The following is a 22,810-nucleotide window of genomic DNA, read 5'->3' on the forward strand; positions in this document are numbered from 1 at the left end:
CTTATAACATCATTAAAATATACGAAATAATCTGAAAAGGAGCGTTATGTATGCAGCGTTACGTTGCTCTACTATTAGCACTCATCCCTATTTCATTAGCTGTGTTTGGTATAAAGTTAATGAGAGATACTGTATTCGGGATTCTATTTCCACCAATCTCTATACTGTGGTTACAATTTTTAATCGGCGCTCTCTGCTTCGGGCTCGGGTTTTATATCTTCGGTGGCTTCGTCTTGCACCGAGACCGTAAACGAAATAAAGTACAAGCTCGCTTTAGAAGATAGGAATGCCCCACTATTTATAAATAAAAAAATGAGACCGTTACACGCGGTCTCATTTTTTTATTGGCATTAACGTTCTGGCCGTTTCAGGGTAATCAGTAATAATCGCCGATATATTCATATCAAAATATTTACGCATAAGCGTTTCTTCATTAATTGTATAAGGGCGAACCTCTACACCACTTTCCATCGTTAGTTCGGCAATAGCATCTTGAAGGTAACGATAATTCGGATGTACTGCTGTAGCGCCCATTTTTTTCGCGTATGCCCACGGACTATGCAAACCTTCGCGATATAAAATTGCTGTTTGAATATCAGGAGCCATCATATGGCACCGTTTCATACTGTAGTGATTAAACGAAGAAAATATAACACGATCCTCTAGACTAAATTTCCGTACAAGCGTTATAACTTCTTCCTCTAAACCTCTGTATGGAATTTTATTATTTTTAAGTTCAATATTAAGTAGCAAACTCGTTTGTGCAAGCCATTCTAATACCTCTTCTAAAAGTGGTATTTTACAAAAACCTACTTTATCACCAAATTTATAACTTGCATCTAACTTGCATAAGTCCTCATATACATAATTCCGAACCGCACCTTTTCCATTTGTTGTCCGGTCCACCGTTTCATCATGAATGACGACAACTTTTCCGTCTTTCGTTAATTGAACATCAAGTTCAATTCCATCCGCTCTAAAAGACTCAGCCGCTTCAAATGAAATCATTGTATTTTCTGGGTACGTTCCAGCCGCACCACGATGTGCAAATATAAGAGTCATCCTCACTCCCCCAATCTTATGCTATACTATACGAAAAAGGAGGTACTTCTATGAGACCATTACAAATCTCTCCAGATACTGCAGTCCGCTTATCAAAAGCACTAGGTGTTCCACTTGAACAACTCATGCATATGCCGCAGCACATTTTAATTCAAAAGCTAGTTGAATTAGAAAAACAAAATAAAGACGAAGAATAATACAGTCCTGTTTTGCAGGACTTTTTATTATTTTCTATTATATCACGGATGCCTTTCCTACTAAAATCCTTTAACAGATGTACTACGATGTGATTTAGCCGTTCCTTCATCATTTAATAATGAATCACATCTTTTCTTTTTTGTTACACGTCATAAAGAAAGCAGACCATTTATTTATAAGTCCCATTACGTCCTTAAAACACGATAATAAAAAAACTAGAGAAGTCCTTTATATTATTTTTTATTGAACGTGCGGAGCATCCCCTGATTCGTATAGTTCTTTCGCTTTTTCCTCCCCGAATGTAGTTAAAATATAATGTTGCTCTTCTAACGCATCCATTGCTCTAGTTACTTTACAAACGCTATCTTCTTGAGCATCCGAGAAATAATTGTGATCTTCTACAATTTTACTAAAATCTTTTTTCGCCCATCTATCAGCAATTGCTAAAAGTTCATTTTTCTTCGTAAAGCTACTCTTATTTATAATTTCTTTTAATTTTTTAGCATTACTTTGAATCATTGGGATAGAGCCCGATTTTCGTTCTGCCACCACTTTTTGATGAGTCATGCGATGCATCGCTGTAATGACTTCGCTTTCAGTAGAATTTTCAGTAACATACACATCAACAAAGACCCCATCCACCTCTCTACCTACTATTGTTTGGTCTTCTTTTTTATCTACTGGATTATCTGCAAGTTCTAACATTCCAAATGTAACTGCAATAGCAAGAACTCCCATAGCTGCTACTATTCCTAGCCAAGTTGAAATTTTATTTTCCATTCCCCTTCTCCCTATCTATATCTATTTTATTGCCTTATAAAAAACTCACTTACATGTAATATTACTAAAAATAGGTTTTATTTCCCATGATATCAAATAATCTCTTTTTCTCAACAAAATAAAAAGACCAACGAATTATAACATTCATTGGTCTTTCATTAAAAAGTTTATTGGCTTTAAAATTAACATCGAGCATAGCGTTCCAGCATACATCGGTTTTACTAAAACGAAAACCCATTGCTACTTCTACTCTCAGCTAGCTTTATGTTCAAGTCTCAGCTTATCCGCAACCATTGCGATAAACTCAGAGTTCGTAGGTTTTGCTTTTGACATGGATACTGTATAACCGAATAAGGACGAAATAGAATCAATATTCCCACGGCTCCAAGCTACTTCAATCGCGTGACGAATTGCGCGCTCCACACGGCTTGCTGTTGTATTATATTTCTTTGCGATATCTGGATACAATACTTTCGTAATCGATCCTAATAACTCGATATCGTTGTATACCATGGAGATTGCTTCTCGTAAATACATATATCCTTTAATATGAGCGGGTACACCAATTTCATGAATGATACTCGTAATACTCGCATCTAAGTTTTTCGGTTTTCCATCTACTGTTGTTGCTGATCGGAATGATGGTAGTGGACGTTTAATCATAGCGTTTGCTTTACCACTCACTTGACGAATATGACTCGTTAAATTCTCCATATCAAATGGTTTTAATATGAAATATGAGGCACCTAAGTCAACTGCTTTTTTCGTCACATCTTCTTGGCCAAATGCTGTCAACATAATTACGCTAGGCTGTTTTAACCTTTCAATATGTCGCATTTTCTCCAATACAGCTAAACCATCTAAGTGTGGCATAATAATGTCTAAAACGAGTACATCAGGTTGCTTATCTGTTAATAAGTTTAAACACTCTTGACCATTATAAGCAGTACCGATTACTTCCATATCATCTTGAGCGGCTACATAGCTCTCTAACATTGATACTAGTTCTTTATTATCATCCACAAGACATACTTTAATTTTCTCCACAGCTTTTCCTCCCTTACCGAATCGATTCTCCGACATGTGTATCCTTCTAGGCTACATGAATTGTTCGACAATTGTGTGAAAATTCCCTTTTAAAGTTTCTTACTTTCCGATAAAATCACAAAAAAATATGTTTATCGTTCATTTATTCCCTTTCGCAACACATTCCATCATAGAAATACAACGAAACGTTCAACCCTTTCCTTTTATTTTACAACAAAAAACACCTCTTGCGGAGCTTTTACAAAATTTCAACGAATTTTTCAACAGAAAAAGCGAGCTAATAATATATATTAGCTCGCTTTTTTCTCTTGATCATAAATATTAATTCCAGCTTGATGTAACATCCATTCAATATGAACACCATATCCTGATGTTGGATCATTTACAAATACATGTGTAACAGCACCAATTACTTTTCCATTTTGTACAATTGGACTTCCGCTCATTCCTTGTACGATACCGCCCGTTTTCGCTAATAGACGTTTATCTGTTACTTTTATTACCATACCCTTTGTGGCTGGGAATTTTTGCTGCACTGTACTAACGACTTCAATATCAAACGCTTCTACTTTATCTTGATCAATAACTGTTAATATTTTTGCCGGTCCTTCTTTTACTTGATGAGATAATGCGATAGGCATTGCTTTATCCATTATACCGTTTTTCATATTCGTATTTAATTTTCCAAAAATACCATATGGACTATTAATTGTAATATTGCCAATCACTTCACGGTCTGGTGAGAATCTTGCTAATTTCTCCCCTGGATTCCCATGACTACCTCTTTCAATTGATGTAACTGTCGAGCGCATAATTTGTCCATCTTCGACTTGAATCGGCTTTTTCGTATCATTATCAGAAATAACATGACCAAGTGCCCCATATTTCATAGAATCTGGATGAACAAATGTCATCGTTCCAATTCCAGCTGCCGAATCACGGATATACAAGCCAATTCGATAAGACGATTCACCGTTGTCTTTTTGTGGAGTTAGCTTCGTACGAATATATTTTCCATCTCTTAACAATACAAGATTAAGCGGTTCACCTGTTTCTCCACTATTATGAATAAACGGTGCTACATCACTCATTCTTTCAATTGTTTTACCATTAATTTCAGTAATCATATCTCCAATTTGTACACCTGCTGTTTCACCAGGGGATATTTTACCTTTTTCAGTTTGAATTAAATGATGGCCTACAACAAGTACACCTTTTGTATTTAATTTCACACCAATTGATTGTCCACCTGGAATCACTTTAAAATCTTTTAACACTTTCACATTTACTTTTTTTACTGGAAAACCAGCAAGCTGAAATACCATATCAGCTTCACCATTTTGATGAGAATTTACCATAAGTCCTTGTTTTTGTTCATTCGAACTCACTGTAAATACATGACGATTTGTGGATGAAGCTTTGAAAACTGGTAATGATGATATTTCTGATTGTTGTCCTTCAAAAACAACAAGTTGTTTCGGTGATGAAATAAACGTTCGAAGCGGTTTAAAACATCCAATAAAAACTAAAGAAACAAGGAGACAAAGACCTATTATTTTTCGAAATTTTTCTAATTTCAACTTGTTCACTCTCCTCGCTCCTACCCCACATTCAGCCTCTTGGCTTCACTTTTTAATCTCTCCTTGCAGTGCTTTATTTATAACCGGAAGAATTAAGAAATCGTCATTTGAGAAAAAAAGCTATCCATTACTGGATAGCCTCTGCTGTCTGTTTAAAATGATGCGCTTGCGTAAGTAATTCTTTCGCATGCTCTGTCGTTAAATCTGTGATTTCCACACCAGAAATCATTCGAGCTATTTCTGTTACTTTATCCTCCATAGTTAAAACAGTAACCGATGTAATTGTCCGATCATTCGCTACTTGTTTTCGAATAAATAAATGTGAATCTGCCATTGAAGCTACTTGAGGTAAGTGCGTAATACAAAGTACTTGCGAGTTTACTGATACTCGATAAATTTTTTCCGCAATAGCCTGTGCGACCCGGCCACTTACACCCGTATCCACTTCATCAAAAATAACAGATGCAACCCCTTGATGCTTAGAAAAAATGCTTTTTAAAGCTAAAATGATACGAGATAACTCTCCGCCAGATGCAACCTTTGAAAGTGGTTTTAGCGGCTCTCCTGGGTTCGTTGAAATATAAAATTCCACATGATCGTAACCATCCGCCGTAAGTCTTACCGGCGCACCTTCCACAAGGGGCTCTTCTACATTTCCTTCTCTCTTCATAATTCTCACTTCAAATTTCGTTTTTTCCATATATAATTCTTTTAATTCCTGATGAATTGCATTTGTAAGGTGTTCTGCAAGCTCATGACGCATATTACTTAACAACGTTGCTTCTTTCAGAATAACACTTTCTAATTCCTTCAACTGTTTCTTCGTCGTTTCAATATGAACGTCTTTATTTTCAATCGTAAAAATTTCCTGTTCAATTTTATCAGCATACGCTAAAATCTCTTCTACAGTATTTCCATATTTTCTCTTTAGCATACGAATTTCATTCAAACGTGTTTCGATTTCATCTAAACGATTTGGATCATATTCCATCATATCGAGCTTTTCTCTCAGTTGATAGGCAACCTCTTCTAATAAGTAATAGCTATTTGCAATTGAATCATGATTCTCCTGATACACTTCATCTAAATGTGTAATACTTTCCATTTGCCCCATTGCACTTCTTACATTATCTAACCCTTGTCCGTCGGCACTTAACGAACGATATGCATCACCTAACGCTTTATAAATCTTTTCAAAATTAGAAATTTGCAATCGTTCCTCAGTTAATTCATTTTCTTCATCCATCTTTAAATCCGCCTTGCGAATTTCTTCATGCTGAAATTGAATTAAATCTAAGCGATGTGCCATTTGTTGCTCATTTTCACTTAACGATTTCAATTGTTTTTTTAATTTTTCATAGTCAGCGTATACGTTTTGATATATGTCTAATTGTTTAACGATTCGATCCCCATCAAAGTGATCAAGCATAAACAGATGTCGTTCTTCATTCATTAAATCTTGCGTTTCGTGCTGTCCATGAATATCAACAAGTGTTTTCCCAATTTCTTTTAATATGCTAAGTGTAACAAGCTTCCCATTTACACGACATACACTCTTCCCGTTCGCAGCAATATCACGCTTTAAAATAATCATGCCATCTTCTATTTCTATATCTAACTCTTCTGCCTTTTCAATACATGGATGCTTCTCATCTTCAACATAAAATAGCCCTTCAATCTCAGCCTTCTCTGTTCCATATCGAACAAATTCTGCTGACCCACGGCCACCTACAAGTAAACTAATTGCATCAATAATAATCGATTTTCCGGCCCCTGTTTCACCGCTTAAAACCGTTAAACCTTTTTGAAAAGAAATATTTAATGCTTCAATAATAGCAAAGTTTCTAATCGATAATTCCGATAACAATGCCCCATTCACCTCGTTATAAAATAATCCCTTACTAAAGGATTTTCTCAGTTCTTCATTCAAATAATCATGCTATATATTTGTATGTATATACTCTTCTAACCCGCTTCATTGTACCAAACATTTGTTTTACGGGTCAATCCATCTATTTTCTAACTTTATGCAAACAAAATATTATATTACAATTGAAAATTCATATTTTTAACCAATAAAAATATCTTGTTCACTTTCCACTTTACGATGGAAAGCAAACAAGATTTTTTGTTACAACATATTTAAGAAACGATCAGAGACAACACCTGTATCGTCAGGTGTACGGCAAATAATTAAGCAAGTATCATCACCACAGATGGTTCCGATGATCTCATCCCACTCTAAATGATCAATAAGTGCTCCAAGTGAATGAGCGTTACCAGGCAATGTTTTTAGCACAAGCATATGTCCTGCCGTGTCTAATTTTACAAATGAATCCACTAGATTTCGTTTTAATTTTTGTAACGGGTTAAATCGTTGATCTGCTGGCAAGCTATATTTATAGCGCCCATCATGTAATGGCACCTTCACTAAGTGCAGTTCTTTAATATCGCGCGATACTGTTGCTTGCGTTACATTAAATCCCTCATTACGTAAAATATCAACTAATTCATCTTGTGTTTCAATTTCTTTGTTTGCAATAATTTCCCTGATTTTAATATGGCGCTGACCTTTATTCATACATTTGCACCTCACACTATCTCTTACCATAGTTTAAACATTGGTATACTTCACTTATTTATGTTAACTTATAATTCGTTTCTTGTACACAATTGTTTTTACAATCATTATACAATTACAGCAAAAAGAGGAACAACATATGTTATTCCCCTTTCCCTTTTTGTTTTAGAACTTCATGCGCTTCTGTAACAACTTGCTCTATAGAAATCGGAGAATGATTTTCGCCATTCTCACGTTCACCATGCCATTTCAGATGAATTAAAAATTCAATATTACCATCCCCACCCGTAATTGGTGAGAATGTTAAACCTTCCACATCATAGCCTTCTTTTAAAGCAAACTCGACAATCATTTCTACAACAGCTTCATGTACTTTTCTATCACGAACGATACCTTTTTTCCCAACTTGCTCTCTTCCAGCTTCAAACTGCGGTTTAATTAACGCTGCTACATCTCCGTTAGGCATAAGCATTGTTTTTAAAACTGGCAGTATAAGCTTTAATGATATAAATGAAACATCAATACTTGCAAATTGAGGTAAACCACGTTCTAAGTCTGCTGGTGTCACGTAACGGAAGTTTGTTCGTTCCATTACAACAACACGCTCATCTTGACGTAATTTCCACGCTAGTTGATTGTATCCTACATCTAATGCATAAGATAATTTCGCTCCATTTTGAAGCGCGCAATCTGTAAAGCCACCAGTTGATGAACCAATATCTATCATAACTTTATCTTGTAAATCAAGATGAAATGTCTCTAATGCCTTTTCAAGTTTATAACCACCACGACTTACATACGGCATAACTTGTCCCTTCACCGTAATCTCAGTATCTTGCGAGATTTTCTCTCCTGGCTTATCAAGTCTCATCTCATTTGCATATACGAGTCCGGCCATAATGGCGCGCTTTGCTTTCTCACGCGTTTCTATAAGTCCTCGCTCTACTAATAGTACATCTACTCTTTCTTTTTTTACGCTCATTTGTTACGCCCTTTTTTGTTTTGATGGAATCATTGTATGAATACGGTCTACAACAGCATCTGTCGTTAAACCAATTTCTTCTAATAATTTTGTTACACTTCCGTGCTCTATGAAGCGATCTGGAATACCCATTCGTTCAACTAATGCACTATGGTAACCATTTTCAGATGCAAATTCAACTACTCCTGTTCCAAAACCACCGATTAAACAAGCTTCTTCAATCGTTAAAATCGGTATATTCTTTCCTAGAAGATCATGTAAATATGCTTCATCCATTGGTTTAATAAAGCGAGCATTCACTACTTTCACTGAAACCCCAGCTTTTTCAAGACGCTCAGCTGCTTCCATTGCCATTGGTATTGTCGTACCAAACGTTAAAATAGCTGCTTGTGTACCCTCTTTTAACGTCTCCCACGTACCGATTGGAATCGCCTTTAATTCTTCATCCATATGAACGCCAAGTCCATTACCGCGCGCATAACGCAATGCGATTGGTCCATCTTCATATTGCATCGCCGTATAAACTAAATGTTGCCCTTCATTTTCATCTTTCGGCATCATAAGCACCATATTCGGCAAGTGACGTAAGAATGAGATATCAAATACGCCTTGATGCGTTTCACCATCTGCTCCTACTAATCCCGAACGATCTATTCCGATGAAAACATTTAAATTTTGGCGGCATATATCATGAACAACTTGGTCATATGCTCTTTGTAAAAATGTTGAATAAATCGCTAAGAATGGCTTCATTCCTTGCGTTGCCATACCTGCTGCCATTGTTGTAGCATGCTGTTCTGCAATACCTACATCAATCATACGATCTGGGAATTCTTTTTGGAATTTCTCAAGTTTTGATCCAACAGGCATTGCAGGTGTAATTGCTACGATACGCTCATCTGCTCTCGCTAGCTTAAGTACTGTTTCACTAACGACAGCACTCCATGCTGGTGCAACTTCTTTCGGCTTAACGAAGTCACCTGATTCAATTTTATAAGGTCCTGTTCCATGCCAAGTTCCAATAACGTCACTCTCAGCCGGTTTATAACCTTTTCCTTTTTTCGTAATAACATGAACGAGTACTGGGCCTTTTGTTTTCTTTGCATATTGCAACGTTTCGAATAACTTTTCATAATCATGCCCATCGACTGGACCTAAATATGTAAAGCCTAACTCTTCGAAAAAGACACCAGATACTAGTAAATATTTAAGACTATCTTTTATTTTCTCTGCTGTCGCAGCCACTTTCCCGCCAACTGCTGGGATTTTCTTTAATATATACTCTAATTCATCTTTTACCCAGTGATATTTTCCTGCGGTACGTAAACGACCGAGCACATTATGAAGCGCACCAACGTTTGGTGCAATTGACATTTCATTATCATTCAAAATAACAATCATGTCTGTTTTTTCATGTCCAATATGGTTCAATGCCTCTAAAGCCATTCCGCCTGTTAAAGCACCATCTCCAATAATTGGTATAACATATTCTTTCGTTTTCTTTAAATCACGTGCCAGAGCCATTCCCATTGCAGCCGATAACGAAGTCGAGCTATGACCAGTTTCCCATACATCGTGCTCACTCTCACAACGTTTCGGGAAACCACATAGACCTTGATATTGCCTTAATGTACCAAACTCTTTCGCGCGTCCAGTTAAAATTTTATGTACATAGGATTGATGTCCTACATCCCATAAAAATTTATCTTGCGGGCTATCAAATAATTTATGCAGAGCAATTGTGAGTTCTACTACACCTAAATTAGGTGCAATATGTCCACCTGTTTGAGAGAGCTCTTCAATTAAAAACTTACGAATATCCTCACTCAATCCCTCTAGTTCACTGATAGACATATCTTTCAAAAAACTAGGGTTTTGAATTTGCGTTAGATCCACACGGATCACTCACTTTCATTTCATAATCTGTCAACATGTCAAATATTATAAAAAACATTTACACAAAACAAGAAATTCTCTTTTCTATTTTTCGTCTTGTCCCGCTATTAACCAGTCTATTGCGCCTTAATCCTATTATAAACCATATTTCTTTAGGCGATGAAAAAAATAGCCGCTAACACGAAGTGATAACGGCAATGTAATCTACATATATTTTTGCCAATAACAAGAAAAGAAAAACCTTTTCCTACATTTATATCATAAAATGATGAATGACTCAACAAATGAAAACGCTGTTATATTAGTTATTACGTTTTGCAATCAAATCGCAAATAGATAGTAAATATTCATCTTGTAATTGCAAGGAGCTAATCGCACCTTTTGCTTCTGCAATTGTTTCTTCTAAAATCTCCTTTGCTCTATCTACAGTAAACAACGTCGTATATGTGCTCTTTTCATTAGAAAGATCGCTACCAATCGGTTTTCCAATCTCTTCTTCAGTTCCTTCCACATCTAAAATATCATCTCGAATTTGGAAAGCTAGACCGATATATTTGGCAAACGTAAGCAACTTTTCTTCTTGCTCTTCTGTCGCATCAGAAAGTATCGCACCCGCAAGTACAGCAAATTCAAGTAGTTTTCCGGTCTTATGTTTATGGATGTACTCCAATTCATCAATCGTAAGGCGTTTCCCTTCCGCTTCCATATCTGCCACTTGTCCGCCAACCATTCCTTCTGGTCCTGCTGCTTTTGCGAGTTCAAGTACAAGTCTTACTTTTTTTTCAGCAGAAATTTCTTTCTGCTCATATGCCATAATAACTTGAAAAGCGTATGTCAATAAGCCATCTCCTGCTAAAACTGCCATCGCTTCACCAAATACTTTGTGATTTGTGGGCTTTCCTCTTCTTAAATCATCATCATCCATACAAGGTAAATCATCATGAACTAACGAATATGTATGAATCATTTCAAGAGCACAAGCTGCACCTACTCCAAGATTTCTTTCTTTCCCAAACGCTTGTAATGTTGCAAACAAAAGTAACGGGCGGAGACGTTTTCCACCCGCTTCCAAAGAATATGCCATCGCTTCACGAAGTACATTTGGACATTGTAATCCATTTGCATAGCTTACAAGTTTTTCTTCTACGAAAGTTTTACTTTCTTTCAAAAAAGTATCAAAAGCAATCGTCACTATGCTTCATCTCCTAAAGCAGTAAACGGTTCAAGCTCTCCATCTTCCCCAAGAATAACTGCCATTTGTTCTTGTACATTCTTCAGCTTCTCATCACAAAGCTTAGATAATTCCATACCTTCTTTAAAATAAGAAATCGCTTCTTCTAAAGGTACGTCACCTTGTTCTAGCTTAGAAACAAGATGCTCAAGTTGCGAAATTGCCTCTTCAAAGCTTAATTTATTTTCCATTATTCAATTCACGCTCCTCTATGCCTGATACGCTACAATCTAGTATTCCATCTTGTAATTGAACTGAAACAGCATCTCCAAGGCTTACATCTTTCACACTTTTTAACACTTGCTTCTCTTCATCATATACAAGCCCGTACCCTCTCATCATTACTTTAAGCGGACTTAACGCTTCAAGTTTTTGAGCAGCTCTTACAAAGGCAAATTCTTTCGTTTGAAGTAACGTTTGCATTTCACGTTGTAATTGCTTTTGCAACGTTTCCACAGCTACCTTCGTTTGCATAATTTTTTGAGATGGGTGGTGCTTCTCTAAATAAAATGAAAGTTGCTTTAACTGATTCACCTTTTTATCAATATAGCGCTCTTTCGCTAAAACAAGCTGTTCTAGCGCTCTATCTAATTGCTCTTCCTTTTGCTCATATACTTGTCTTGGATAACGGAACGCATACGATTTTTGCAACACTTGTAGTTTTTCTTCTTTTTTATGTACTAACTCTCTCATTGCTCTTTGCAATCTCAGAGTTCTTTGTAATACCTTTTCTTGTAACTCTATAATGTTAGGTGCTGCCAACTCAGCTGCTGCGGTCGGTGTTGGCGCGCGTAAATCTGCAACAAAATCTGCAATTGTAAAATCTGTTTCATGGCCTACTGCCGAAATAATAGGAATTTCACTCTTAAAGATTGCTCTTGCAACCATTTCCTCATTGAAAGCCCATAATTCCTCAATAGAACCTCCACCACGACCAACGATTAGTACATCTATCTCTCCCATTTCATTCGCTGTACGAATCGCTTGTACAATCGAGGGAGCCGCTGACTCCCCTTGTACAAGTACCGGAAATACAATAACATTCCCAATTGGATAACGACGTTTAATCGTTGTTATAATATCACGAATCGCTGCTCCTGTTGGCGACGTAATCACACCTATTGTTTTAGCGTAAGGAGGAATCGCTTTTTTATAAACTTGAGAAAAAAGTCCTTCCTCTTCTAAACGAACTTTTAACTGTTCGTACGCTAAATGTAAATTTCCGACTCCGTCAGGCTGCATGTCTTGAATATAAATTTGATAAGAACCACTCGCCTCGTAAACAGAGATTTTCCCTTTCACGAGTACCTTCATCCCATTTTCAGGTTTGAATTTAATATTACGATTATGACCCGCAAACATAACCGCTGCGATTCTTGCATTTTCATCTTTCAATGTAAAATACATGTGGCCACGGCTATGATTTTTAAAGTTGGAAATTTCACCTTTTAACCAAACAGACTGCAAATGCGGATCATATTCTATTTTTGTTTTTATATAGCGTGTTAACGCTGTAACGGTTAAATATTGCTTCTCCATTTCTCTCTCCTCATAGCCGACTCAAATTATTTACAAACGACACCTGCACGTTTGGCAGATTCAACAGTATTATGAAGAAGCATTGTGATTGTCATTGGACCAACACCCTTTGGCACAGGTGTAATGTAACCCGCAACATCTAACACGTTGTCAAAGTCAACATCACCACAAAGTTTTCCTGTTTCTAAACGGTTAACACCAACGTCAATTACAACCGCTCCTTCTTTAATATAATCCGCTGTTATCATTTTAGGTCGTCCAACAGCTACGATTAAAATATCAGCTAACTTCGATAACTCTTTCATATTTTGCGTCTTAGAATGACAATATGTGACAGTTGCATTTTCATTTAAAAACAATTGCCCCACTGGTTTACCGACAATATTACTTCTTCCAATTACTACTACATGTTTTCCAGAAATATCAAGATTTGTTTCTTTTACTAATTCTACAATACCATGCGGTGTACATGGAAGGAATGTATCTTGTCCCGTCATCATACGTCCCACGCTGATTGGGTGAAATCCGTCTACATCCTTTTCTGGTGAAATTCTTTCAATGATAGCTTTTTCTTCAATATGTTTTGGTAAAGGTAATTGCACCAATATGCCATTAATACGGTCATCGCCATTTAAGCGATCGATTTCAGCAAGCAAACGTTCCTCAGTAATTGTTTCAGGAAGTTCAATTAGCTCTGAGTAAATCCCTACTTGTTCACAGCCTTTTTCTTTTCCTTTCACATAAGAACGAGATGCTGGATCTTCTCCAACTAAAATAACTGCTAACCCTGGTACAATACCTTGCTCTTTCAACTTCACAACTTCTTCTGTTAATTGTGCTCGTTTTTTCTCCGCAACTTCATTTCCTTTGATGATTACTGCTACCATTTTAAGATTCCCCCTTAAAGAATTTACAGTGTATCTTTTATATTAGATAAAACGCCGTTAATAAAACGACGAGATTCCTCATCCCCAAATGTTTTAGCAATTTCAATTGCTTCGTTAATTGTTACGTTGTGTGGAATTTCTTCCATGTATTTCATTTCATACACAGCTACACGTAAAATACTGCGATCAACAATACTAATACGCTCAAGCTTCCACTTTTTTAAATTTTGACGAATCGCTTCATCGATTGCTTCTTTATTTTCTACAAAACCTACTACAAGTGACTCTAGAAACTCATTTGTTTCTTCGCCTTCATCTAGCGTGTTTTCCACTGCTACTTTCGGTTCTAATTCACCTGTAATATCCATTTGGTATAATGCTTGCATTGCTCTTTCTCTAGCCGTCCTACGTTTCATTGTAACTCTCCTTTATGCTTCAAGTCTTTCCTTATACTTTGTTATATTATTATAATTTATAAGCCGTCAATTCACTTACTCTTACAGTTTTCATTGATTTTCCAACCTTATAATACAATGATAATAACACAATTTATCGTTTCACACACGGGTTACAAGGCTGAAAAATAATAAAAAGATTAACTTCAAGTTCCATATCTTATCACAATGTACGTTTTTTGGAAAAACGACACATTTTCTTGTTTATTTCTTATTTTTTGAAATAGTATAATAATTAGAGGGTTGTAATTTGTGAAGAAATGAAACGATAAAAAAGATGCCTATGTTACTAGGCACCTTTTCATTCTTACACTGGTTCGATTTCTGTTTTTTGTGTTTCGAATGTTACGCCAACGATGTGAACATTCACTTCTTTTGGCTCAAGTCCTGTCATTGTAAAGAGTGCTTGGCGAATATTGTCTTGAATCTTTTGTGCAACAACTGGAATTGCTACACCAAAATACATTACAACATAAAGGTCAACGATAATATCTTCGTTTGCTAATTCAACCTTTACACCTTTACCATGATTTTTCTTACCTAACTTCTCAACAACATCTGTAGCAAAATTACCGCGCATTGCCGCTACACCTTCTACTTCAGCAGCTGCAATACCTGCAATTACTTCAATTACTTCTGGTGCAATTTCTACTTTACCAAGAGTTGTATCTTGACCCATATCTAACATATGTTCAGCCATGAAAAAAACCTCCTTTAATGTATCACTGCGTCACAAGTTCATGCTCTTCCAAAAATTTCGTATTAAACTCACCTTTTACAAAATCAGGATGATCTAGCAATTGCAAATGGAACGGGATTGTTGTATGTACGCCTTCAATGACAAATTCACTAAGTGCGCGCTTCATTTTTGCAATTGCCTCTTCACGTGTTTTTCCGTGAACAATTAATTTAGCAACCATCGAATCATAGAAAGGTGGGATTGAATATCCCGGATATACAGCTGAATCGACGCGAATACCAAATCCTCCTGGTGGTAAGTACATTTCTACTTTACCTGGAGATGGCATAAATTTTTTGGCAGGGTTTTCCGCATTAATTCGACATTCAATTGCCCAACCATTAAATTGTACTTCTTCTTGCTGTAACGATAACTTTTCTCCTGAAGCAACAAGAATTTGTTCTTTAATTAAGTCCATTCCTGTTACCATTTCAGTAACCGGATGCTCAACCTGAATTCTCGTATTCATCTCCATGAAGTAAAAGGTTTTCGTTTTATATTCATAAATAAACTCAACCGTACCAGCACCTGTATAATCAACCGCTACCGCCGCTTTAACTGCCGCTTCACCCATCTGCTTGCGAATCTCTTCATCAAGTGCAGGTGATGGACTTTCTTCTAATAGTTTTTGCAAACGGCGCTGAATTGTACAATCACGCTCTCCTAAATGAATGGCATTTCCGTGTGTATCTGCCATTATTTGAATCTCAACATGGCGGAAATCTTCAACGTACTTTTCTAAGTATACACCAGGGTTCCCAAAAGCGGTACTAGCTTCTTGCTGTGTAATTTGAATTCCTTTTATAAGCTCTTCTTCATGGCGTGCAACACGAATACCTTTTCCGCCGCCACCTGCAGTCGCTTTAATAATAACTGGATATCCAATTTGATTAGCAAGCTCAATCGCTTCTTCGGTATTTTTAATAATCCCTTGTGAACCTGGTACAATCGGAACCCCTGCTTCTTTCATTGTATCACGAGCAACGTCTTTTGTGCCCATCTTTGAAATAGCTTCTGGACTTGGACCGATAAAAATCAAGTTACATTCACGGCATAACTCTGCGAAATCTGCATTCTCTGCTAAAAATCCGTATCCCGGATGAATAGCATCGCAGCCTGTTAACTTCGCAACGCTAATAATGTTTGTCAAATTTAAATAGCTTTCTTTCGAAATCGTTGGTCCTACACAATACGCCTCGTCTGCAATCTGTACGTGAAGTGACTCTTTATCTGCTTCTGAATAAATTGCAACTGTTTCAATATCCATTTCTTTACAAGCACGAATAATTCGTACAGCAATTTCCCCACGATTGGCTATTAATACTTTTTTTATCATCACAAAGACTCCCTTATTACGCTTTTACAAGAAATAGCGGTTGTCCATATTCAACAAGCTGTCCGTTATTAACAAGAATTTCAACAATTTCGCCCTCTACATCAGCATCAATTTCGTTAAATAACTTCATAGCCTCGACAATACATACGATAGAATCTTTCGATACTCTATCCCCAACACTTACATATGGAGGTGTATCAGGCGAAGAAGAAGAATAGAATGTACCTACCATCGGTGATGTGATTTTATGTAGGTTTTCATTTTGAACAACCTTCTTCTCTTCTTGTTTTGGCACTTCTGCTTGCGCTGCTGCTACTGTCGTTTCAACTTCAACAGGCGCTACTGGTTGCATAGCTTGTTTTGCTGCAGGTGCTTGCACAGCAACAACTTCATTACCACGCTTTTTCATTTTGATTGTTGTACCGTCTTTTTTGTATTCAAATTCATCAATATTAGAGCTATCAATTAATTTAATTAATTCACGAACTTCTTGAATTTTAAACATGTAAAATCCACTCCCATACTCTTGTTTGTCCCGTTTTTACAGATTCTCGTCACGAAAACTAGATTGACTGTAAAAATACGATGTACTCTATTAGAAAATATATTTCATTAACTAATAGAAATATTTACTATTTCCATCTTACGATAAATTTTTTAAACATTCCAATTTATATTTCTTTATAATAAATCGAAATTCCTGTAAAAATATTATTCCAATAAAAATTTAATACCTAGTAATAATACCAAGTTTCACATGAAATTGGCAAGACCACTTCTTAAAAAACATTCACTACTTTTGCAAAACGTTACAAAGCAAACATGCCATTCCCTCCTCACTCTTCACCACACCTATAGTCAATAACATATTTTTACCAAATATTATTTTTTTGTTTACACGCCGTTCATCATTCCTTCATATAAGAATAGTATGTTCAAAGTGTAGAAAATATATTGTGTTGAGGTGTGGAAATATGATATGGCTCATTCTCTTTTTACCTGCCGTAATCGTTTGGGCATGCGTTCTTTTCATCCACGTCAAATCCGGAAAAAGTAATCATCAGTACCATGAACCATTAATCTTTTACTCACAACGTGTTTCTCCATTCCGAGTTGAACATAGTAAAAATAATTACAAAGACGACATAGAAAAAAGCTATCGAAAATGATAGCTTTTTTCTATTCACAAATTTACTTACATACTCTATTTTACTATTTGCATACCCTTTGCTTAGTAAAAGATAATAATCCGCAGGGAAATCCCTACGGATTAAAGTTTCACTTATTTCGCTGGTGGATCAAATTTCACACCTACATCTTTTGATCCGCCTTCACTTCTTACAAGTTGAATAATTTTATTTGCTTCTTTCTGTGAATGTTTTGCCGCTTTAACCGTTACTCTAATATCAGTGCCATCAGCTCTTACAAGAGCATCTGGATATCCTCCTTGAGATTTAATTACTGTCTCAAGTAATTCTTGCTTCGTTTCCATTGTCGTAATGGCATCAAAATTTTCTTTCGCTTTATTCTTTTCTGTTGCTGAAGCTTTTGTTGAACTCATCACTTCTTGTAATTTTGCTTTTTGTTCACTACGCTGATCTTCCATTTGCATACGTAAAGCTGTGAAATTTTCATCACTTGATTGAACTGATACATTGCCCTCTTTTTTACTTGTTTCTTTTTTTGCATTTTCTTTTTTGTCTGTTTCTTTATTTGTTGTTTCCTTGCTTGTATTTTCTTTTTTCGGAGTTTCTTTAGGCGCTTCGTTTGTTACTGCTTTATCAGTACCTTGTTTTTCTTGTCCAATCTTTTCACCTGTTGCCGGCGATGCTGTATTCATTTTGTCAGGAGTTGTCACGTAATACACAGATAGTACAACAACTAAACTTAACATCGTTAATAACCAAACTGTTTGTTTTTTTAACACTTTATTTCCTCCCTATCAATTTTTCGGTGAAACTGAAACGCGATGGGCCGGTACATCTAGCAGCCTTATCACAGCTTCTTTTACCATTGCTTTAACTTGTATATTATCCACTCCCTTTGCTACGACAAGAACACCACGTACTTTCGGCTTCTCTGTTCGTAAAACAACAGGAGTTTCTTTATCCCCTTCACGTATAATGACAGTCTTTTCATCAAGAGACTCGTCCTCTACTTCTCTCTTACCGCCTGTTTTATCTGTTTCACCTGTTGTTTGTGAGCGTTTCACTGTATTTTTTTCTAAAATTTTTTCTTCAGATGAATCTAAATTCACTTTAATCGTTACGTCTTTTACTCCTGCTATTTCTTCTAAAGCAGTTTTTAATTCTTGTTCATACGCTTTTTCATATTTTTCTACATTTGACATATTATCATTATTTTTTTGTCCAAAAGTTGGTACATCTTTTTCCTGGTTTTGAGTTTTTTGTTCTTTAAATACAGGTACTTCTTCTTTTTTACTTGAAAAAAAACTACTAGAAAACATAAGCAAAATTCCAAGTATGAGTAGGACAAGTAAGAACTTAGGTGTTACCTTTCTTCCCTTCTCATTACTTTCTTTTTCATCTCCATTCAATAAGTTTCGAAAAAATGAGAACTTCGAATTTTTATCTTTATTGTCCATTTACTCTACCTGTCCTCCCTTCCATTTGAACTTGGATTTGTTTATTCTCTAGTTGCCACCTGCTTGAAAAGAAGTCTTTCATTTCTACATTCGTTTCCTCTACTTTTTTCGGTGGTTCTTTCGTGTTAATTTCAACTGGTTTTACTGTTTCGATTGCATCATTTTTACTACGTTCTTTTTCTTTTAACGTCACAACAACAGATTGAATATCTTTCGCTGACTTTACTTCCGCTGTGCTTTCCGCTGCGACTATTTGTATTTCAGAGACTGACATACCATACTGTTTCTCAAACTCTTTTCCTACTTCTTTTTTCATTTTGGTAGCCATCTCTTCTAAACTATATGCACGTGTTAGAGCTTGTATTTCTTTTTTCTTCGAATCTATTGAATTTTTTACAGATCCTTCTGCTACGTACTTTTCTTCATTAAAATTTGCAATTACTTCATTTACATCTGTCTGCAATAGTTTAAAAAGGGGTGTTAAAATTAATACGACTAACAAAAGACTTACAACGAATTTAACGTATTTTTGCAAATTCGAATTTGGAAGAATAAGATGAAGCATTGTCGCTAAGAGCAAAAAAACGATAATATTTCTGATCCACTCTGTAACAAATTGCATACTCTTCACCTCCTACCGCATCATAAGTGTAATATTCCCCGCAGCAATAATAATTGTAATACTTAAAAAGAACATAAATGATACGATAGCTAAGCAAGCAAATACGTAAATGATGCTTCGTCCAATAATGTCTAAGCATTGAATAATTGCTCCGCCGCCAACCGGTTGCAATACTGCTGCTGCGAATTTATAAATAAATGCGATACAGAAAATTTGAATCGCTGGAAAAGCAACAATTAAACATAAAATGACGAGTCCAATAATTCCGACTGTGTTTTTCAATAATCCTGATGCGCTAATAACAGTATCTGCCGCTTCTGTAAACATCCTTCCGACTACTGGAATGAAGTTCCCTGTTACAAATTTAGCAGTTTTCACAGCTATTCCATCAGCGACGGCTGTCGCTGTTCCTTGTACAGATAATACTCCTAAAAAAATCGTTAAGAAAATACCGATAATCCCAACGCTAACGTTTTGCAGAAGCTTGGACAATTTCGTAACTTTATATTGATCACTCATTGTACTTACAATACTTAATATCGTTGCCAGTAATAAAAGCGGTAGAACGATATAATTCATAAGAAGCCCGCTTGTATTCATTAAGAAAATGATAATCGGATGAAAGAAAGATACAGATACAACCCCGCCACCAGTCGCTATAAGCGCCAATAAAATTGGCAATAGCGCTAATATGAAATCTACCATTGTTTGTATCGTTTCTCTTGCATATGTCATAACGACATAAAAACTATTTAAAGCAAAAATAATAAGTACCATATATACAACAGCATCAGCAATTTTACTTACACTACTTTTTGAAAAAGCGGATTGCAGTGATTGCAACAATGCACTAAAGATTGTGAGCATAATGAGTGTGCCAAGCAGTTTTCCATTAGCTGCAAGCTCATGAAATAAATATTTTAATAACCCTATCATCCACTCTTTTAGAGAGAATTCTTTTTCTCCCTTTACAAACTCCATAAAACTCCCTTTTTGACTCTCTGGCAAATAGCCTCCATATTTTGTAACAAGCCCGTCCCAAAATTGCTTCACATCTTCAATTCCGAGCTTATCCAATTGTTGATCAACGACGTTTGTTTCTACAGGAGAAGCTTGTACAACAACCGGTAAAGAAAAGAAAAGGAAGCAAGCAAATAGCAGCTTAGCTCCAAACCTCCTCAACATTCACTCCCCCTTATCCCGTCGGTAAAAATCCGAGAATAGTTTCAATTACAACCGTCAAAATAGGAATTGCCATAACGAGAATTAAGATTTTCCCAGCAAGTTCAATTTTCGAAGCGATGGCACCTTGACCAGCATCTTTTGTAATTTGAGCTCCAAACTCGGCAATATAAGCAATTCCAATAATCTTTAGTAACGTTTCCACGTAGACGTTACTAACTTTCGCTTCACTCGCTACTCTCTCAATCATTTGTAAAATAGAATGAATTTGATCGATTAAAATAAGAAACATCACGCTACCTACGAACACAATAAATAAAGATGTAATACTAGATTTATGCTGGTTCAAAACAGCAGCTAAAAACGTAGCAACGAGGCCTAATCCGACAATTTGTATAATTTCGATTCGAACCGCCTCCTTTACTGGAAGAGAAAGACACTTTTAATCTTGTCGAATAGCGTATTAATTAAAAATGCAACATGAAATAAAATGACGACAAAACCGACAAGGATAACCCAATTTGCAATATCCTCACGCTTCAATTCTTTTAGTACAGTATGAATGAAAGCTAAAACAATGCCGATTCCGGCGATTTGAAATATTAATCCAACATCAATGGACATCGCCTTTCTCCCCCCTATAGCAGTAAAATTACAATTAGTAGCCCTGCTAGTACCCCTAAGCTCTTAATCATTTTTTCGTATTGCAGTTGTAAAGCTTTCGCTTCCTCTTCTTCTCTCTCCAAATGTGTAATACATAAGCGAATATGTTTTTGTTGTGATTCACGATCATGTTGCCCGAGCGTTTCACCAAATTGCTGCAGTATTTCATACTCGGTTTGTTGAAAAGCCGTCAACTTCCAATTCTCTTTCAAACTATCTATCCAAGCTTCCCTTACCGTTTGTTCTCCACTTTCTAGTTTTTTAGCGAAACTTTGAAATATCCAATTTAATGGCTTTGGCATTTGTTTAACTAATCGCTCGGCAGCCTCAGATAAAGGTGTGTGTCCATACATAATTTCTGCCTCTAATGATTGAAGTGCTGATTTTAATAACCTAAGTTGCCTCGGCCTCTCACTGTATCTTTTAGCGTACGAAAACCCGAAAAAGGTGCTGACCGCAACGATTAACACTGCACCAAATATTTTCACCATACGCCCTCAGCCTTTCTATTTGATAACACTGGTTTTCCATATTTATCTTTCACCTGCATAACCGTTCCTGGACCCCTCGCTTTTGACAACTCCACAAACCTATCAAATATACCAAGCTCTAGCACTGCCTTGAGCGATGGACGTCTCACAACATCCTCATAGGAAAATCCGTGTGCGCTTATAAAAAGCTGAACACCTGCATGCACTGCCTCCATAATTGCTTCACTATCTTCTTTACGGCCAATTTCATCTACGATCAAAATATCAGGACTCATAGAACGAATCATCATCATCATTCCTTCTGCCTTTGGACATGCGTCTAACACATCGACTCGGGTACCAAAATCATATTGCGGGATTCCTTTCACACAGCCAGCAATTTCTGAACGTTCATCAACGATCCCCACTTTACAGGAAGGAATTTCCGAAGCACTTACCCCTTGACTCATGCAACGTGCTACATCTCTTAAAAGTGTCGTTTTTCCCGTTTGGGGAGGGCCAATTACCATCGTGTTTAACCACCTTTTTTCATACAAATATGGCAAAAGCGGTTCAGCAATCCCTATTTTTTGACGAGCAATACGAATATTAAAGGAAGAGACATCACGAATCATTTTCACTGCGCTTTTTTCTGTAATGACTTTTCCTGCTAACCCGATTCTATGCCCCCCGCGAAGCGTCACATACCCACGTTTTAATTCCTCTTCCATCGTATAAATTGAGAATTGACTTAATTTATTCAATAAGTAAATAGCATCCTCTGCAGTAGTGATATAGTCATAAAAAAACACCTTTCCGTGTGCAATACACTCTAGCGGCCTTCCAATTCGAACACGAATTTCCTCTAAAGCATCGTATTGCTTACATTCTTCAATTAAGTACTTCATCGTTTTTGGTAAAACTTCTAATACCTCTTTCATCGGCTTCTCCCCAC

27 protein-coding genes are annotated in these 22,810 nt (G+C 36.4%); 3 read left to right on the forward strand and 24 right to left on the reverse strand.

All coding sequences use genetic code 11. The annotated features are described in order from the left end of the window. Positions 1 to 50 precede the first annotated feature (50 nt). Positions 51 to 284: a DUF2627 domain-containing protein gene (locus tag ACUN13_RS02285; RefSeq protein WP_001190211.1), complete on the forward strand. Its 234-nt coding sequence runs from the start codon at positions 51 to 53 to the stop codon at positions 282 to 284. A 49-nt stretch (positions 285 to 333) separates the two neighbouring features. Here the strand turns inward: ACUN13_RS02285 and ACUN13_RS02290 are convergent, their stop codons facing one another. Then, positions 334 to 1,062 (reverse strand): glycerophosphodiester phosphodiesterase, encoded by a 729-nt coding sequence (locus ACUN13_RS02290; protein ID WP_000172575.1) that lies wholly within the window; start codon positions 1,060 to 1,062, stop codon positions 334 to 336. Between the two features lie 50 nt (positions 1,063 to 1,112). On the opposite strand from ACUN13_RS02290, the gene ACUN13_RS02295 reads away from it, so the two are divergent. Continuing rightward, entirely contained in the window at positions 1,113 to 1,259 is a 147-nt protein-coding gene (locus ACUN13_RS02295) for a YycC family protein (protein ID WP_001247671.1), read from the forward strand. A 241-nt stretch (positions 1,260 to 1,500) separates the two neighbouring features. Here ACUN13_RS02295 and ACUN13_RS02300 read toward each other — a convergent pair whose 3' ends face one another. The 15 genes from ACUN13_RS02300 to accB all read right to left on the reverse strand — a co-directional run bounded on the left by ACUN13_RS02300 (position 1,501) and on the right by accB (position 16,818). Beyond that, positions 1,501 to 2,040 carry a PRK06770 family protein gene (locus ACUN13_RS02300; RefSeq protein ID WP_025687930.1) on the reverse strand — a complete coding sequence of 180 codons (540 nt, stop codon included), beginning with the start codon at positions 2,038 to 2,040 and terminating at the stop codon, positions 1,501 to 1,503. 252 nt (positions 2,041 to 2,292) lie between these two features. After that, entirely contained in the window at positions 2,293 to 3,087 is a 795-nt protein-coding gene (spo0A, locus tag ACUN13_RS02305; protein WP_011110369.1) for a sporulation transcription factor Spo0A, read from the reverse strand. 290 nt (positions 3,088 to 3,377) lie between these two features. Next, on the reverse strand, positions 3,378 to 4,676 hold the full coding sequence (gene spoIVB / locus ACUN13_RS02310; RefSeq protein WP_002000940.1) for a SpoIVB peptidase: 1,299 nt from the start codon (positions 4,674 to 4,676) through the stop codon (positions 3,378 to 3,380). Positions 4,677 to 4,794: 118 nt separating this feature from the next. Continuing rightward, the gene (gene recN, locus ACUN13_RS02315) at positions 4,795 to 6,534 is read right to left on the reverse strand and encodes a DNA repair protein RecN (RefSeq protein ID WP_000947768.1); all 1,740 of its coding nucleotides are present in this window, start codon (positions 6,532 to 6,534) and stop codon (positions 4,795 to 4,797) included. Positions 6,535 to 6,798: 264 nt separating this feature from the next. Next, positions 6,799 to 7,248 carry an arginine repressor ArgR gene (argR, locus tag ACUN13_RS02320; protein ID WP_001032580.1) on the reverse strand — a complete coding sequence of 150 codons (450 nt, stop codon included), beginning with the start codon at positions 7,246 to 7,248 and terminating at the stop codon, positions 6,799 to 6,801. 142 nt (positions 7,249 to 7,390) lie between these two features. Continuing rightward, a complete protein-coding gene (locus tag ACUN13_RS02325; RefSeq protein ID WP_000111875.1) occupies positions 7,391 to 8,230 on the reverse strand; it encodes a TlyA family rRNA (cytidine-2'-O)-methyltransferase in 840 nt (279 codons plus the stop codon). Positions 8,231 to 8,233: 3 nt separating this feature from the next. After that, positions 8,234 to 10,126: a 1-deoxy-D-xylulose-5-phosphate synthase gene (dxs, locus tag ACUN13_RS02330; RefSeq protein WP_000366452.1), complete on the reverse strand. Its 1,893-nt coding sequence runs from the start codon at positions 10,124 to 10,126 to the stop codon at positions 8,234 to 8,236. A gap of 301 nt (positions 10,127 to 10,427) precedes the next feature. After that, complete coding sequence (gene ispA / locus ACUN13_RS02335; protein ID WP_000150381.1) at positions 10,428 to 11,318, reverse strand: (2E,6E)-farnesyl diphosphate synthase; 891 nt, start codon at positions 11,316 to 11,318, stop codon at positions 10,428 to 10,430. Next, on the reverse strand, positions 11,318 to 11,548 hold the full coding sequence (xseB, locus tag ACUN13_RS02340) for an exodeoxyribonuclease VII small subunit (RefSeq protein WP_000428423.1): 231 nt from the start codon (positions 11,546 to 11,548) through the stop codon (positions 11,318 to 11,320). Before xseB ends, ispA begins: the two co-directional genes overlap by 1 nt. After that, positions 11,538 to 12,896: an exodeoxyribonuclease VII large subunit gene (gene xseA, locus ACUN13_RS02345; protein WP_000415249.1), complete on the reverse strand. Its 1,359-nt coding sequence runs from the start codon at positions 12,894 to 12,896 to the stop codon at positions 11,538 to 11,540. The genes xseB and xseA overlap by 11 nt, the downstream gene beginning before the upstream one ends. Positions 12,897 to 12,922: 26 nt before the next feature. After that, on the reverse strand, positions 12,923 to 13,783 hold the full coding sequence (gene folD / locus ACUN13_RS02350) for a bifunctional methylenetetrahydrofolate dehydrogenase/methenyltetrahydrofolate cyclohydrolase FolD (protein WP_000226732.1): 861 nt from the start codon (positions 13,781 to 13,783) through the stop codon (positions 12,923 to 12,925). A gap of 23 nt (positions 13,784 to 13,806) precedes the next feature. Further along, the gene (gene nusB / locus ACUN13_RS02355; protein ID WP_000830247.1) at positions 13,807 to 14,199 is read right to left on the reverse strand and encodes a N utilization substance protein NusB; all 393 of its coding nucleotides are present in this window, start codon (positions 14,197 to 14,199) and stop codon (positions 13,807 to 13,809) included. Between the two features lie 346 nt (positions 14,200 to 14,545). Then, positions 14,546 to 14,938 (reverse strand): Asp23/Gls24 family envelope stress response protein, encoded by a 393-nt coding sequence (locus tag ACUN13_RS02360; RefSeq protein ID WP_000807630.1) that lies wholly within the window; start codon positions 14,936 to 14,938, stop codon positions 14,546 to 14,548. Positions 14,939 to 14,960: 22 nt separating this feature from the next. Continuing rightward, positions 14,961 to 16,313: an acetyl-CoA carboxylase biotin carboxylase subunit gene (accC, locus tag ACUN13_RS02365; RefSeq protein WP_000592871.1), complete on the reverse strand. Its 1,353-nt coding sequence runs from the start codon at positions 16,311 to 16,313 to the stop codon at positions 14,961 to 14,963. Positions 16,314 to 16,329: 16 nt separating this feature from the next. Continuing rightward, on the reverse strand, positions 16,330 to 16,818 hold the full coding sequence (gene accB / locus ACUN13_RS02370) for an acetyl-CoA carboxylase biotin carboxyl carrier protein (RefSeq protein ID WP_000472866.1): 489 nt from the start codon (positions 16,816 to 16,818) through the stop codon (positions 16,330 to 16,332). Between the two features lie 469 nt (positions 16,819 to 17,287). Here accB and ACUN13_RS02375 point away from each other — a divergent pair, with 469 nt between their 5' ends. Continuing rightward, a complete protein-coding gene (locus ACUN13_RS02375; protein ID WP_002179810.1) occupies positions 17,288 to 17,482 on the forward strand; it encodes a hypothetical protein in 195 nt (64 codons plus the stop codon). A gap of 113 nt (positions 17,483 to 17,595) precedes the next feature. Here the strand turns inward: ACUN13_RS02375 and ACUN13_RS02380 are convergent, their stop codons facing one another. Genes ACUN13_RS02380 through spoIIIAA form a run of 8 tightly spaced genes read right to left on the reverse strand, consistent with a single transcriptional unit; the run spans position 17,596 to position 22,796 of the window. Further along, complete coding sequence (locus ACUN13_RS02380) at positions 17,596 to 18,240, reverse strand: SpoIIIAH-like family protein (protein WP_000914710.1); 645 nt, start codon at positions 18,238 to 18,240, stop codon at positions 17,596 to 17,598. Positions 18,241 to 18,255: 15 nt separating this feature from the next. Then, a complete protein-coding gene (spoIIIAG, locus tag ACUN13_RS02385; RefSeq protein ID WP_000368880.1) occupies positions 18,256 to 18,918 on the reverse strand; it encodes a stage III sporulation protein AG in 663 nt (220 codons plus the stop codon). After that, a complete protein-coding gene (gene spoIIIAF / locus ACUN13_RS02390; protein WP_001161052.1) occupies positions 18,908 to 19,540 on the reverse strand; it encodes a stage III sporulation protein AF in 633 nt (210 codons plus the stop codon). Before spoIIIAF ends, spoIIIAG begins: the two co-directional genes overlap by 11 nt. A 12-nt stretch (positions 19,541 to 19,552) precedes the next feature. Continuing rightward, on the reverse strand, positions 19,553 to 20,725 hold the full coding sequence (gene spoIIIAE, locus ACUN13_RS02395; RefSeq protein WP_000946110.1) for a stage III sporulation protein AE: 1,173 nt from the start codon (positions 20,723 to 20,725) through the stop codon (positions 19,553 to 19,555). A gap of 10 nt (positions 20,726 to 20,735) precedes the next feature. Next, positions 20,736 to 21,119 carry a stage III sporulation protein AD gene (spoIIIAD, locus tag ACUN13_RS02400; protein WP_077393170.1) on the reverse strand — a complete coding sequence of 128 codons (384 nt, stop codon included), beginning with the start codon at positions 21,117 to 21,119 and terminating at the stop codon, positions 20,736 to 20,738. A 23-nt stretch (positions 21,120 to 21,142) separates the two neighbouring features. Continuing rightward, positions 21,143 to 21,346, reverse strand: a complete 204-nt coding sequence (gene spoIIIAC, locus ACUN13_RS02405) for a stage III sporulation protein AC (RefSeq protein ID WP_000020914.1) — start codon at positions 21,344 to 21,346, stop codon at positions 21,143 to 21,145. Between the two features lie 14 nt (positions 21,347 to 21,360). Further along, the gene (gene spoIIIAB / locus ACUN13_RS02410) at positions 21,361 to 21,876 is read right to left on the reverse strand and encodes a stage III sporulation protein SpoIIIAB (RefSeq protein WP_000238702.1); all 516 of its coding nucleotides are present in this window, start codon (positions 21,874 to 21,876) and stop codon (positions 21,361 to 21,363) included. Beyond that, complete coding sequence (gene spoIIIAA, locus ACUN13_RS02415; protein ID WP_000665905.1) at positions 21,870 to 22,796, reverse strand: stage III sporulation protein AA; 927 nt, start codon at positions 22,794 to 22,796, stop codon at positions 21,870 to 21,872. Before spoIIIAA ends, spoIIIAB begins: the two co-directional genes overlap by 7 nt. Between the last annotated feature and the right edge of the window lie 14 nt (positions 22,797 to 22,810).

It is taken from the genome of Bacillus cereus group sp. Bce041 (assembly GCF_052646455.1).